At 66.9% G+C, this 13,341-nt stretch carries 15 protein-coding genes and 1 tRNA gene; 8 read left to right on the top strand and 8 right to left on the bottom strand.

What is annotated here, in order from left to right:
* Positions 1–66 precede the first annotated feature (66 nt).
* Positions 67–558: an ureidoglycolate lyase gene (locus tag KF730_RS15860; RefSeq protein ID WP_294098976.1), complete on the top strand. Its 492-nt coding sequence runs from the start codon at positions 67–69 to the stop codon at positions 556–558.
* Positions 559–652: 94 nt separating this feature from the next.
* Here KF730_RS15860 and KF730_RS15855 read toward each other — a convergent pair whose 3' ends face one another.
* The 3 genes from KF730_RS15855 to trxB are packed head-to-tail and all read right to left on the bottom strand — an operon-like array spanning position 653 to position 3,821.
* A complete protein-coding gene (locus tag KF730_RS15855; RefSeq protein ID WP_294098974.1) occupies positions 653–1,483 on the bottom strand; it encodes a 5'-methylthioadenosine/S-adenosylhomocysteine nucleosidase in 831 nt (276 codons plus the stop codon).
* Positions 1,480–2,829 (bottom strand): NCS2 family permease, encoded by a 1,350-nt coding sequence (locus tag KF730_RS15850; protein ID WP_294098972.1) that lies wholly within the window; start codon positions 2,827–2,829, stop codon positions 1,480–1,482. The genes KF730_RS15855 and KF730_RS15850 overlap by 4 nt, the downstream gene beginning before the upstream one ends.
* A 38-nt stretch (positions 2,830–2,867) precedes the next feature.
* Positions 2,868–3,821, bottom strand: a complete 954-nt coding sequence (gene trxB, locus KF730_RS15845) for a thioredoxin-disulfide reductase (RefSeq protein ID WP_294098970.1) — start codon at positions 3,819–3,821, stop codon at positions 2,868–2,870.
* Positions 3,822–4,168: 347 nt separating this feature from the next.
* Here trxB and KF730_RS15840 point away from each other — a divergent pair.
* A tRNA-Gly gene (locus KF730_RS15840) sits at positions 4,169–4,242 on the top strand.
* A gap of 158 nt (positions 4,243–4,400) precedes the next feature.
* Entirely contained in the window at positions 4,401–5,531 is a 1,131-nt protein-coding gene (hemW, locus tag KF730_RS15835) for a radical SAM family heme chaperone HemW (protein ID WP_294098968.1), read from the top strand.
* A 291-nt stretch (positions 5,532–5,822) separates the two neighbouring features.
* On the opposite strand, the gene KF730_RS15830 is transcribed toward hemW, so the two are convergent.
* Positions 5,823–7,031 (bottom strand): penicillin-binding protein activator, encoded by a 1,209-nt coding sequence (locus tag KF730_RS15830; protein WP_294098967.1) that lies wholly within the window; start codon positions 7,029–7,031, stop codon positions 5,823–5,825.
* 11 nt (positions 7,032–7,042) lie between these two features.
* On the opposite strand from KF730_RS15830, the gene rsmI reads away from it, so the two are divergent.
* Genes rsmI through KF730_RS15810 form a run of 4 tightly spaced genes read left to right on the top strand, consistent with a single transcriptional unit; the run spans position 7,043 to position 9,824 of the window.
* Positions 7,043–7,879: a 16S rRNA (cytidine(1402)-2'-O)-methyltransferase gene (rsmI, locus tag KF730_RS15825; RefSeq protein WP_294098965.1), complete on the top strand. Its 837-nt coding sequence runs from the start codon at positions 7,043–7,045 to the stop codon at positions 7,877–7,879.
* Entirely contained in the window at positions 7,876–8,229 is a 354-nt protein-coding gene (locus KF730_RS15820; RefSeq protein WP_294098963.1) for a YraN family protein, read from the top strand. Before rsmI ends, KF730_RS15820 begins: the two co-directional genes overlap by 4 nt.
* 44 nt (positions 8,230–8,273) lie before the next feature.
* Entirely contained in the window at positions 8,274–9,230 is a 957-nt protein-coding gene (gene gshB, locus KF730_RS15815; protein ID WP_294098962.1) for a glutathione synthase, read from the top strand.
* A gap of 9 nt (positions 9,231–9,239) precedes the next feature.
* Complete coding sequence (locus tag KF730_RS15810; protein WP_294098960.1) at positions 9,240–9,824, top strand: DedA family protein; 585 nt, start codon at positions 9,240–9,242, stop codon at positions 9,822–9,824.
* A 4-nt stretch (positions 9,825–9,828) separates the two neighbouring features.
* Here KF730_RS15810 and KF730_RS15805 read toward each other — a convergent pair whose 3' ends face one another.
* From KF730_RS15805 to KF730_RS15795, 3 genes are read right to left on the bottom strand one after another with little or no spacing between them, the layout of a single operon-like run.
* On the bottom strand, positions 9,829–10,716 hold the full coding sequence (locus tag KF730_RS15805; RefSeq protein ID WP_294099913.1) for a tyrosine recombinase XerC: 888 nt from the start codon (positions 10,714–10,716) through the stop codon (positions 9,829–9,831).
* Between the two features lie 4 nt (positions 10,717–10,720).
* Positions 10,721–11,374 (bottom strand): fructose-6-phosphate aldolase, encoded by a 654-nt coding sequence (gene fsa, locus KF730_RS15800; RefSeq protein WP_294098959.1) that lies wholly within the window; start codon positions 11,372–11,374, stop codon positions 10,721–10,723.
* Between the two features lie 38 nt (positions 11,375–11,412).
* A complete protein-coding gene (locus tag KF730_RS15795; RefSeq protein WP_294098957.1) occupies positions 11,413–11,814 on the bottom strand; it encodes a hypothetical protein in 402 nt (133 codons plus the stop codon).
* Between the two features lie 92 nt (positions 11,815–11,906).
* Here KF730_RS15795 and KF730_RS15790 point away from each other — a divergent pair, with 92 nt between their 5' ends.
* Positions 11,907–12,584: a DUF2490 domain-containing protein gene (locus KF730_RS15790; protein WP_294098955.1), complete on the top strand. Its 678-nt coding sequence runs from the start codon at positions 11,907–11,909 to the stop codon at positions 12,582–12,584.
* A gap of 293 nt (positions 12,585–12,877) precedes the next feature.
* On the opposite strand, the gene KF730_RS15785 is transcribed toward KF730_RS15790, so the two are convergent.
* Positions 12,878–13,312 carry a hypothetical protein gene (locus KF730_RS15785; RefSeq protein WP_294098954.1) on the bottom strand — a complete coding sequence of 145 codons (435 nt, stop codon included), beginning with the start codon at positions 13,310–13,312 and terminating at the stop codon, positions 12,878–12,880.
* Positions 13,313–13,341 lie beyond the last annotated feature (29 nt).

Here is a 13,341-nt window from a genome sequence, read left to right as displayed (position 1 = left end):
GCCTATCAAACGCGGCACGATGGAACCGAGCACCGCCCCGCACAAGCCCGCAAATGCGATGCGACGATGCGCACGCTGAAGCCCGAACCGCTGACCGCCGAGGCGTTCGCGCCGTTCGGTCATGTGATCGAGGCATCGGATGCGGCGACGCGCATCGAGATCAACCAGGGCCATGCGATCCGCTACGACTGTCTCGCCGAGACCGACGTAAACGATGGCGGCGGAACGGCCGCGATCAGCATTTTCCGCGCCAGGCCGCTCGCCGCGCTCGAACTCAAGACCTTCGAGCGACACCCGCTCGGCAGCCAAGCGTTCGTGCCACTCAGCGGCAAGCCCTATCTGGTCGCCGTCGCGCCTCCCGGCCATCTCAATCCCGCCAGCATCCGCGTGTTTCAGGCGGAGCCGCATCAGGGCGTGCAATATAGCAAAGGCACGTGGCACCATTTCCTGCTGGTGCTGGAGGAAAGCGATTTCCTTGTCATCGACCGCTCCGGCCCCGGCGACAATTGCGAGGAAGTCGAACTCGCCCCCGCCGACCAGATCCGCGTGATCCTCTAGAACCAATGGCTCTCCTGCGAAATCAGGAGCCCAGGGTCTCAAGCGAATCCTTTGTGATCCTGGACCCCTGCTTTCGCAGGGGAACATGGCACCCTTAGTCCGGCAGCGCCGCGACGAACGCCGTCACCACCGCCGCCGCATTGCCCGCAGCCAGCCCCATGAAGGTCAGCATCTCGTTCGGCCCGGCATCGCCGCCCGCCAGATCGGAAACGCTGCGAAAGGCGAGGAAGGGCACGCGATTGGCCCAGGCCACCTGCGCCACCGCCGCGCTCTCCATATCGACGACGCGCGCGCCGAAGGTGGCGGCCAGATAGTCGCGATAGGCGGCGTTATCGACGAATGCCGATCCGCTCATGCCGGTGCCGCCGACGATCAGCTGCGGCGTGTGATCGAGGCAATGATCAACCGACAGGCACCGCTCCAGCACCACCTCAAGCCTTTTCGCCACCGCCAGCATCGCGGCATCGACCGGAAACCAGCGCCGCTCGGCCACCGCCTCGTCCACCCTGCCAATCACCACGTCGCGCGGAAACCAGGCGCCGTGCCCCGGCAGATCGGTCCCGCCGGGAATGCCCGTCGGCGGCGCATACCCGCCGGGGATTTCCCGCGCGAACGCGACCTCCATATTCTGCCCCCAGCGCTCCGGCACGCTGACATCGCCGACCCTGAGTGCCGGATCGACGCCACCGGCGATTCCCGAAAAGACGATCGCGGAGATTGCGTGCCGCTCCAGCAGCGCCTGGGTGTTCATCGCCGCGTTGACCATCGAAATGCCGCTCAGCATCAGCGCCACCGGCTTGTCCGCGAGCCAGCCGAGCACCAGCGGCATGCCGTTGATCGCCGTGGTTTCGGGCTGCCCGATCCGGTGCGCCAGCGCGTCCCATTCGGGCGGGAAGGCGGTGAGGATCGCGGTGCGCGGGCTCACCCCGCCGCCAGCCAGGCGAAGCGCGCGACGAACAGCAGGGCCAGCGCCAGCAGCAGCCAGTCGGTCCGGGTGATCCGGCCCTTGAGCAGCTTGAGCGCGGCATGCGCGGTGATGCCGAAGGCGAGACCGTTGGCGATCGAGAAGGTCAGCGGAATCATTGCCACGGTCAGGAAGGCGGGAATCGCGATTTCGGGCACGTCCCAGTCGATATCCACCAGCGGCGCCATCATCAGCGCGCCGACCAGGATCAGCGCCGGCGCGGTCGCGGCCAGCGGCACCAGCTGGGCGTATGGCGCCACCAGCATCGCCGCCAGGAACAGCACGCCCGTCACGATGGCGGTCAGCCCGGTGCGCCCGCCCGCCTGCACGCCCGATGCGCTCTCGACATAGGAGGTGACCGTGCTGGTCCCGGCAAGGCTGCCGAACATCGTCGCGATCGAATCGGTGAAGAGGATGCGGTTGAGCTTGGGAATCTTGCCGTCCTCGCCGATCAATCCGGCGCGCCGCGTGACGCCCACCAAGGTGCCGATATTGTCGAACAGATCGACGAACAGGAACACGAACAATATCTCGAACAACCCCAGCCCATGGCTCCCCGAAAGACCGAACACGCCGACCAGGTCGATTTGCCCGAAGGTCTGGCCGATCGCGCCCAGATCATAGGGTTCAGGCTTGAACGCCACCTGCCCGAACATCCATCCCGCCAGGGTGGTCACGACGATCGCGATCAATATCGCCCCGCGCACCTTCCATGCGCTCAGCGCCGCGACCAGCGCCAGCCCGAACAAGGCCAAAGCCGCACCGGGCGCATGCAGATCGCCCAGCGCCACCGAAGTCGCCGGGCTCGACACGACGATTCCCGCATTCTTCAGCCCGATAAAGCCGATGAACAGCCCGATCCCGCCCGCCACCGCGGCGAACAGATGCGTCGGGATCGCGGCGATGATCAATTGCCGCACGCCCACCAGCGTCAGCAACAGGAACGCCACCCCCGAGATGAACACGCAGCCCAGCGCAACCGGCCACGGCACGCCCATCGCCTGCACCACGGTGAAGCTGAAATAGGCGTTGAGTCCCATGCCCGGCGCCAGCGCCAGCGGCATGTTCGCGGTCAGCCCCATCAGGATGCTGGCGAACCCGGCGGCGAGGCAGGTCGCCGCCGCCACCGCCGCGACCGGCATGCCCGCCTGCCCCAGGATCGCCGGGTTGACGATGATGATGTAGGCCATCGTCAGGAAGGTGGTGACGCCCGCCAATATCTCGGTGCGGACATCGCTGCCGCGCGCGCGCAGCTCGAAACGGGTTTCCAGAACATTGGCCAGCAGGCTGGTCTTGTCGCTATCCATGTGCCCCCCCGACCCATCAATCCGGGGAGCATAGCGGCTCAGGCCATCGCGTCGAGACCGTCGAGATAGCGTTCGGCGTCGAGCGCCGCCTGGCATCCGGTCGCCGCGCTGGTCACCGCCTGGCGGTAGATCTGGTCCTGGACATCGCCCGCCGCGAACACGCCGGTGATGCTGGTCTCGGTCTGCTGATGCCCGCGCCCGCCATGGGTGACGATATAGCCATGCTCCATGTCGAGCTGGCCCACGAACAGATCGGTGTTCGGCTTGTGGCCGATGGCGATGAACACGCCATGCAGCGCGACATCGTCGGTCGCGCCGGTCTCGACGCTCTTCAGCCGCATGCCGGTGACGCCACTGGCATCGCCCAGCACCTCGTCGAGCGTGGTGTTCCAGCGGATCGTGATCTTGCCGGCCTTGACCTTCTCGGCGACCTTGTCCTGCAGGATCTTCTCGCCGCGGAACTTGTCGCGGCGGTGGACCATCGTCACATGGCTGGCGATGTTGGAAAGGTAGAGCGCTTCCTCCAGCGCGGTATTGCCGCCGCCGACCACCGCCACCGGCTTGCCCCGATAGAAGAAGCCGTCGCAGGTCGCGCAGGCGGAGACGCCCTTGCCCATGAAGCTCTGCTCGCTGTCGAGCCCGAGATACATCGCCGATGCGCCAGTGCAGATGATCAGCGCGTCGCAGGTGTAGGTGTCGGCATCCCCCTCCAGCACGAACGGGCGCTGGCCGAGCCTGGCGGTATGGATATGATCATAGATCATCTCGGTGCCGAAGCGCTCGGCATGCTGCTGGAACCGCTGCATCAGCTCCGGTCCCTGCACGCCCATCGCGTCCGCCGGCCAATTGTCGACATCGGTGGTCGTCATCAGCTGGCCGCCATGGGCGATGCCGGCGACCAGCACCGGCTTGAGATTGGCGCGCGCGGCATAGACGGCGGCGGTGTAGCCGGCCGGGCCCGAGCCGAGGATGAGCAGCTGAACGTGACGCATGGGTGATTTCCGCCTGACGGGATGCGGGGCGAAGGCCCCTTCGATTCGGCTGGAAGGTAGTGGCGGGCGCAAGGCGCAACAACCCGCCGGCGCTTGTCTTCGCCCGGTAATCCACAGAAGAAGTTGCGCATGACCCACGCCTTCATCCGCGACGCGGTGCGCATCCCGATCGACCGCTAGGACGGCAGCCTGCCCTCGGTCCGCGCCGATTCGCACGCTGCGCCGGTATCCACTGGGCCGTGCACGATGACATGCTCCACGGCCATGCCACTCAGGCTGACGACGACAATCGCGACGTCGCGCGGATTGACGCTCTGCCGCTGCCTGTGGCAGGGGGCACCCGGCTCGCGGGTATAGCACAATGGTAGTGCAGCAGCCTTCCAAGCTGAATACACGGGTTCGATTCCCGTTACCCGCTCCACGCTTCCGTGCCGAATTCAGCCACGCTGGATTCGGTACTTCAGCGGAAGCTCGGCCGGCCTCGCGCTTCGCGAGGACCGACGGCACGGCGTTGCCGGGCCGCGACAGGCCAAATCGCATTGGCCCCACACCCGAATCGGCTCAACCCGCATCCAACCCATGACCGGCCAAACTCCCCCGCTCGCGCTATACGTCCACTGGCCGTTCTGCGTGTCCAAATGCCCCTATTGCGACTTCAACAGCCATGTCCGCGAGCGCGTCGATCAGGAGGCGTGGCGCGCGGCGATGCTCGCCGACCTGGCGCATGAGGCGGGGTTGCTGCCGGGCCGCACGCTCGGCTCGATCTTCTTCGGCGGCGGCACGCCTTCGCTGATGCCGCCCGAGACGGTCGCGGCGGTGATCGACGCGGCGGAGCGGGCCTGGGGCCTTGAGCCGGGCGTGGAGATCACGCTCGAGGCCAATCCCTCGTCGGTGGAGGCGGCGCGCTTCGCCGACCTGGCGGCGGCGGGGGTCAACCGCGTGTCGCTGGGGCTGCAGGCGCTCGACGATCAGGCGCTGCGCTTCCTCGGCCGCGCGCATGACGTGACCGAGGGACTCGGCGCGCTCGACACCGCGCAGCGCCATTTCGGGCGCGTCAGCTTCGACCTGATCTACGCCCGCCCCGGACAGACCCAGGCGCAATGGGAAGCCGAGCTCGCCCGCGCGCTTTCGTTCGGCACCGAGCATCTCTCGCTCTACCAGCTGACCATCGAGCCCGGCACGCGCTTCGCCACCCTGTTCGAGAAGGGCGAACTCGCCGCGTTCGATCCCGATGCCGCCGCCGATCTGTTCGAGGCGACCCGGGCGCTGACCGCCGCCGCGGGCCTGCCCGCCTATGAAGTCTCCAACCATGCCCGCCCCGGCGCGGAGAGCCGCCACAATCTGACCTATTGGCGCTATGGCGATTATGCCGGCATCGGCCCCGGCGCGCATGGCCGCCGCACCGGCCATGCGACGGTGCGGCACAAAAAGCCCGAAAACTGGATGTCGGCGGTCGAGCGCAACGGCCACGGCACCCAGATCGAGGACGCGCTGCCCGGGCACGACCGCGCGGTCGAAGCGCTGGTCATGGGGTTGCGCCTGGCCGAAGGCGTGGACCTCGCCCGCATCCCCGATGCGCCGATCGACGCCGCGGCGCTCGAGCGCGTGATCGCGCTTGGCCTGATCGCCCGCGAAGGCGCGCGGCTGCGCGTCACCGATGCCGGCATGCCGGTGCTCGAGGCGATCCTGCGCGAGGTCGTGGCCGCCTAGAGTGTCCGGCTATGCGGGCTTGCAATGTAGGATTTGGCCTGCTTGGGTTCGGTGGCCGGATCGCCCCGGCCGCTCTTAGAACCGCTGAATATCGATGGCATGTCGCCTTGGTGTCGCGCATGGGGCGCACACCTGTCGCGTCGGTGTCGCCTGCCTGTCGCGTATGTGACGCCCGCCTGTCGCGTCCGTGTCGCGAAACCGTCGCGTCGTCGCAACCGCCTCAGAGCGCGCGAATGTTGCGTACCCCGAAAACACTAAACTTCCTCAACATTCGCGGCTGCGGCGCCCGGCCTAGTTGCCCTTGAAGTTCGGCGGCGCGGTCGAGACCGTCACCGTCGTTCCGCCACGCACTTCCTGCACCTCCAGCGCCCGCTCGGCGACGCCATCGCGGCCGAAACGGAACGCGCCGTCGAGGCCGGAAAAGCCCTCGCGCTCGCTCAACCGCGCTTCGGGGAAGATCGTGCCGGGACGCCAGTCGCGGGCGATGCGGATCGTCAGCAGCACCGCGTCATAGCCGAGCGTCGACATGCGGTACGGCGCGGCGCCGAAGCGGGCGCGATATTTGGTGGCGTATTGACGGTAATAATTGTCGGGCACGCTCGCGAACCAGGCGCCATTGAGAACGGCGTTGGCGCCGATGCCCGAATCGGTGTTCCACAATTCGGTGCCGAGGATCCGCGCGGTCTTGCCGCCGGGCGAGCGCCGGATCACCGGCACCGCCGCCACCGCGCTGTTGCCCGAACCGGCGATCAGGATCGCCTGATAGGGCACGCGTCCCAGCTTGGTGATCGCGCTGGTCATCGATCCCGGGCGGCTGTCGAAGGTCTCCATCGCCAGCACCCTGCCGCCATTGGCCTCCACCGCCCGGAGCATCGCCGTCGACGCGCGCTCGCCATAGAGCCCGGTCGGGATCAGCCCGGCGAACTGGGTGATTCCGGCGGACTTGGCGTAATCGACGACGCGCTCGATCGATTGGGCCGGCGAATAGCCAAGCAGATAGGTGCCGTTGCCGGCGACGCTGGTGTCGTTGGAGAAGCTCAGCACCGGCACGCGGGCACGTCGTGCGATCGGCGCGACTTCGCGAGCATCCTCGGCCAGCAGCGGCCCCAGGATCAGCGTGTTGCCATCGGCGATCGCCTGATTCGCGGCATTGGCCGCGCCGCCCGCCGCCGTATCGTACGTCGTGATCCGGATCACATCGCTCTTGGTGTCGAGAATGGCGAGCTGGGTGGCGTTGGTCAGGCTCTTGCCGACTCCGGCGTTGGGCCCAGTCAGCGGCACCAGCAGCGCGACGCGGTGGCGCTCGACATCCTGCGGCAGCGCGTTGGTGATCGGGCGCGGCGCGACCGGCTTTGGCACTTCGACCACCGGCGGGCGCTCGGCCTCGGGAATGATTCGTGGTCCGCTCGAGCAGGCGGCGACCAATGCCGCCAGACCCAGCGCCGCAAAGCGCATGACCTTCGAAAGCTTCCGTTGCGGATTTGCTGCGCGGTCTGCCATGACTCTCCCCGATGGACTCTGTACTTTCGCCCGGCCTCTACATCGTCGCCACGCCTATCGGCAATCTCGGCGATCTTTCTCCGCGCGCTTCGCAGATACTCCTGAACGCGGATGTGGTCGCTGTCGAGGACAGCCGGGTGACAGCCGGACTTTTTCGTCACTTGGGGGCCAAGGGCAAAATGACGCCCTATCACGACCACAACGCCGATGCGGTCCGCCCCGGGCTGATCGCACGGATGAGCAGCGAAGTGGTGGCCCTGGTCTCGGACGCGGGCACGCCCCTGATCTCCGACCCCGGCTTCAAGCTGGTCCGCGACGCTCGCGCCGCCGGGCATGCGGTGACGACGATCCCGGGCCCCTGCGCCGCGATCGCCGCGCTGACGCTGGCGGGCCTGCCGACCGACCGTTTCCTGTTCCTCGGCTTCCTGCCCAGCAAGCAACAGGCTCGTGCCGAATCGATCGCCGAGATCGCCGGCGTGCGCGCGACGCTGGTCCTTTACGAATCGGGCCCGCGCCTCTCCGCCTGCCTCGCCGCGCTGGCCGATGGTCTGGGCGACCGCGAAGCAGCGGTGGCGCGCGAGATCACCAAGCGATTCGAAGAATGCGTGACCGGATCGCTGACCCGGCTTGCCGAACGCTATGCCGAGGCGCCGCCCAAGGGCGAGATCGTCATCATCGTCGCGCCGCCCGGCGAGGCTCCACCCGCCAGCGCCGAGGATGCCGACGCCGCGCTGGCCGAGGCGCTGACCCGCCTGCCCGCCTCGAAAGCGGTGGGCGAAGTCGCCAGGAAGTTCGGGCTGGACCGCAAGGCGCTATATGCCCGCGCGATGGCGATGAAGGGCGAATGAGGGATCGCCGCGCCGCCGAGCTGAGCGGTCGCGACGGAGAGCGCCGCGCCGCGTGGTGGCTGTGGCTCAAGGGTTGGCGCATCCTCGATCGCCGCGTCCGCACCCCGGCGGGCGAAGTCGATCTCGTCGCGCGCAAGGGAAACCTTATCGCATTCGTCGAAGTGAAGACCCGCGCGACATCGGCCGATCTCGACTTCGCCATCGACGAGCGCCGGCTTTCCCGCGTGGCACGTGCGGCAGAAGTACTGATGCCGCGCTATGCCGGGCCGAACGATGATGTGCGTATCGACGTGATCCTCATTGCCCCGAAGTCGCTCCCTCGCCATATCGAGAACGCCTGGATAGGGTGACTTATTCGAATAAGTCACCTAAGAGGCTCCACAAGGAGCAATCGATGCCGCTTACCGTCGCCGTGCAGATGGACCCGCTGGATGCGATCAACATCGCCGGCGATTCGACATTCGCGCTGATGCTGTCGGCGCAGGCGCGCGGGCACCGGATATTCCACTATGCCGCCGAAGACCTCAATTACCGCGACGGCCGGGTCTGGGCGAAAGCCCATCCGGTGACGGTCCAGCGGGTGCAGGGCGATCACTTCAAGTTCGGCGAACCCGTCAATCTCGATCTTGGCGAAGAGGCCGATGTCGTGCTGATGCGCCAGGATCCGCCCTTCGACCTCGGCTATATCACCGCCACCCATCTGCTCGAGCGGATCGCTGACAAGACCCTGGTGGTCAACGACCCCGCCAGCGTCCGCAACGCGCCCGAGAAGGTCTTCGTCCTCGATTATGCGCGCTTCATGCCACCAACGCTGATCACCCGCAGCCTCGACGAAGCCCGCGCCTTCCTCGCCGAGCATGGCGAGATCGTCATCAAGCCGCTCCACGGCAATGGCGGCAAGGCGATCTTCAAGGTCGGGTCGGATGGCGCCAACCTCTCGGCGCTGATCGAAGTGTTCAACACAGCCTATCGCGAGCCGCACATGGTGCAGGCGTTTCTCCCCTCGGTGGCCGAAGGCGACAAGCGCATCGTGCTGGTCGATGGCGAGGTCGCCGGCGCGATCAACCGGATTCCCGGTGAAGGGGAGATCCGTTCGAACCTCGCGGTGGGGGGCTCGGCGGCCAAGACCGAGCTGACCCCGCGCGAGCGGGAAATCTGCGAGGCGATGGGGCCAGAGCTCAGGCGGCGCGGACTGCTGTTCGTCGGCATCGACGTGATCGGCGGCGAATGGCTGACCGAGATCAACGTCACTTCTCCCACCGGCATCGTCGCGATCGACCGCTTCAACGGCACCGACACCGGCGCCGTCATCTGGCAAGCGATCGAACGCCGCGTCGCCGAGCGGAGCTGAGCCACTTACGTGATCGATTGGCTGGCCTGGGGGTATTTCGGCATCTTCCTGCTGATGGTGCTGGAAAATGTGATTCCGCCCGTTCCGTCCGAAGTGATCATGGGAGTGGCAGGCATCGCCGCGGCGCAGGGGGAATTCAATTTCCTGCTGTTGGTGCTGGTCGGCACTTTCGGCTGCATTGTCGGCAACCTCTTCTGGTTCGAGATCGGCCGGCGCTTCGGCTATGAGCGGCTGCGGCCGTTCGTCGATCGCTGGGGCCGCTGGCTGACGATGGAGTGGCGCGACATCGAGAAGATGCACGCCTTCTTCCTCAAACATGGCGGCATAACCGTTTTCATCTTCCGCTTCATGCCGATCGGCCGCACGGTGATTTCGATCCCCGCCGGCCTGATGCGCATGCCGTTCTGGACCTTCGTGATCTACACGACGCTGGGCAGTCTGGTGTGGAACCTGATCCTGGTCGGCGTCGGCTTCTGGCTCGGCACCAATTTCGATACGATCGAGCATTGGATCGCACCGATCGTGATCGGCATCATCGTCGTGCTCGTCGCCATCTATCTGTGGCGCGTCCTGACCTGGAAATCGCGCAGCTGAACGATCACGCCCGGGGATGGGCGTTGCGATAGACATCGAGCAGATGCGCGGCATCGACCGCGGTGTAGATCTGGGTCGAGCTGAGGCTGGCATGGCCGAGCAGCTCTTGCAACGCGCGCAGATCGGCGCCGCGCCCGAGCAAATGTGTCGCGAAGCTGTGACGCAGCGCGTGGGGAGTGGTCCGCTCAGATAGCCCCAACGCCGTGCGGGCCGAGCGCACCGATTTGCGGATCGCGCCGGGCGGCAGCGGTCCGCCCTTGGCCCCGCGAAACAGCGGCGCGTTGGCGGATGCCGGCCAAGGATTGCTCCTGGCATAGGCTTCGATCGCATCGCGAACCTGCGGCAGCAACGGCACGATCCGGGTCTTGCCGCGCTTGCCGGTCACGCGCAGCGTCGCGCCGAGCGGCAGCACCGCGCCGGTCAGGCCCACCGCTTCGCCGATGCGAAGCCCCGCGCCATAGAGCAGCAACAGCACCGCCCAGTCGCGCGCGGCGATCCACGGCGCGCTGGCTTCTTCGGACGCCAGTTCGGCCAGCGCCACCGCCTCGTGCGGCGCGATCGGCCGCGGCACGCCCTTCTTGACGCGCGGCCCGCGCAGGCGGGGCAATTCGGCACCCTCCTCACCCACGAATTTCAGGAACCCGCGCACCGCCGAAAGCTCGCGCGCGGCGGAGGCGTTGCCGATCCCGTCGTTGCGGCGGGCGGCGAGGAAGGCGCGCAGATCGGCGGCGGTGATCGCCGCGAGCGCTTCGCGCGTGACCTCGCCGCCCCAATGCCCTTGCAGGAACGCCACCAGCCGCACCGCCGTCGCTTCATAGGCCCGCACGGTATGCGCCGAACGCCGCCGGTCGCGGGCGAGGTGCTGGGCGTAGAGGAGCGGAAGGGATTTGATCAGCTCACCCGATCTTCTGCCCGGTCTTCGCCCAATCGGCGAGGAAGCCTTCGATGCCCTTGTCGGTCAGGACATGCTTGACCAGCTGGCGGATCACCGCCGGCGGCGCGGTCATCACGTCGGCACCGATCTTGGCGCTTTCGAGCACATGGATCGGGTGGCGGACGCTGGCGACCAGGATCTCGGTGTCGAAGTCGTAATTGTCGTAAATCGTCCGGATATCGGCGATCAGTTCCATCCCGTCGAAGCCGTTATCGTCGTGCCGGCCGACGAAGGGCGAGACGAAGGTCGCGCCGGCCTTGGCCGCGAGCAGCGCCTGGTTGGGCGAGAAGCAGAGCGTGACGTTGACCATCGTGCCGTCATTGGTCAGCGCCTTGCAGGTCTTGAGCCCGTCGATCGTCAGCGGCACCTTGACCGCGACATTGTCGGCGATCTTCCGCAGGATCTCGGCCTCGCGCATCATCCCGGCATGATCGAGCGCGACGACTTCGGCCGAGACCGGCCCGTCGACGATCCCGCAAATCTCCCTGACCACTTCGAGGAAATCGCGGCCCGCCTTGTGGATCAGCGACGGATTGGTCGTGACGCCGTCGAGCAGCCCGGTTTCGGCCAGGTCACGAATGTCGGCGGTGTCGGCGGTGTCGGCGAAGAACTTCATTTGGGGCTCCGTGGCTTCTTTGCCCACCGCCTACCCATTTAGCGCCGCGCGGGCAAACCATGCACCAGCATCAGCCGCACCTGCTTGCCGTCGAGCCTGGCGACGGTGACGCGATACGCGCCCGGCCGCAACCGGTAGCGGACGATCTTGCGGATCCCCGAGCAGCGCGGCCCGCGATTCTCCGACGCCATCCGCAGCGGCTTGCCGCGCGCCGGCGCGACATCGATCCAGCCTTCGCGGTCGATCGCGATGCCGAAAATGCCCGCCTTGCGGATCGTCACCCGCGTCTCGATCCGTCCGCCGCGCGGGCTGAGCAGGGTCGCGTGACGGGTGTCGAGGCCCTCGCCTGCGCGCGCCCATCCGGAAAGCTCGCGCGGCAATTCCGCCGATTTCGTACAAGGCTGCGCCGCCATCGCCAGCGCCATCACGCTCAAGATCATCGGGCCTCTCCCTCATTCAAGTCTCCGTGTTCTCTAAATGTTCTATTACACTTTTGCAACAAACGCGACGCGATCCGGTCTAGGAGGGCCGAATGTTCCGCTATCTTTTCCCGCTCCTGCTGATCGCCGCACCCGCCGCCGCGCAGCAGGAGGACGAGCAGCTCTGGCTCCAGACCAACGGCACGATCGCGATCGGCGACCGCGAGAAGGTGACGCTGGAAGGCATCGGTCGCTTCAGCGACCGCGCCGAGGGCTTCGCGCACGCCGAGGCTGGGGCATTGTTCACGCACACGACCGAAAGCGGCATCGAGCTGTCGATCGGCTATCGTCATGTCGAGGACTGGAACAAAGGCGTGCGCCTGCCCAATGAAGAGCGGCTGCGCCAGATGATCCTGGTGCCCCTCGGCTCGGGCTTTTCGGGAAGGCTGCGCACCGAGCAGCGCTTCAACAGCCTTGGCGGCGCGGTCGGCCTGCGGGTACGCCCGCGGCTGGCCTTCGACACGCCGCTCAACGATTCCGGGCTCAAGCTGTTCGCCACACAGGAGCATTTCTGGAACGTCAACACCACGTCCTGGGGCCAGAGGGGCGGATATGAGCGCATGCGCAACGCGGTGGGGATTTCGCTGCCGCTGATCGGCAAGGTCCGCGGCGAGATCGGCTATCTCAACCAGTATCGCTTCGGCCGCGACGGCCGCCGCGACCAGATGGACCATGCCGCGACCTTCACCCTGGCGTTCAACGTCGCCAGCTTCAGTGGCAGCGGCGATTAGGGCCGCGAATGTTGAGGAAGTTTAGTGTTTTCGGGGTACGCAACATTCGCGCGCTCTGAGGCGGTTGCGGCGACGCGACGGTTTCGCGACACGGACGCGACAGGCGGGCGTCACATACGCGACAGGCAGGCGACACCAACGCGACAGGTGCGCGCCACATGCGCGACACCAAGGCGACATGCCATCGATATTCAGCGGTTCAAAGAGCGGCCGGGGCGATCCGGCCACCGGACCCAAGCAGGCCAAATCCTACATTGCAAGCCGGGCGAGGGGAGCGCCAACGCCCGCCCGTCCTATTCGCGAACGAGCATCGCCTTCACCGTATCGGCCTGCAGACCGGTGACCGTCAGCCGATAGGTCGCCGGCTTCAGATCGAACCAGACGATCTTGCGGATCGACGAGCATTCGGGGCCATGCCCGTGGCGCACCGACTTGAGCGGTGTCTTGCCCTTTATCGGATAGAGGTCGATCCAGCCGCCCTTATCCAGCGCCACGCCATAGGTACCCGGCGTATCGACGCGGAATGCGATCACGCTGGCTTTGCCCGGTTTGGGGTTGGCGACCGGCCAGGCGAGCTTCGCGGGGTCACCAGCCCTCAGCCACATCGCCTTGCCCGGGCTCAACCCGTCGCCCGGCGCCGTCCATGCCGCGAGCGGCGCCGGCAGGTTGACATCGGTCGCCGGGCATTGCGGTACGGTCTGGGCGAGCATCAGGGCCACAAGCAACATATGGAATCCTCCTCGGCCGACGATACGGG

Origin of the sequence: Sphingomonas sp., from assembly GCF_019635515.1 — a bacterium.
Classification (GTDB): domain Bacteria; phylum Pseudomonadota; class Alphaproteobacteria; order Sphingomonadales; family Sphingomonadaceae; genus Sphingomonas.
This window is presented reverse-complemented; position numbering and strand designations above follow the sequence as displayed.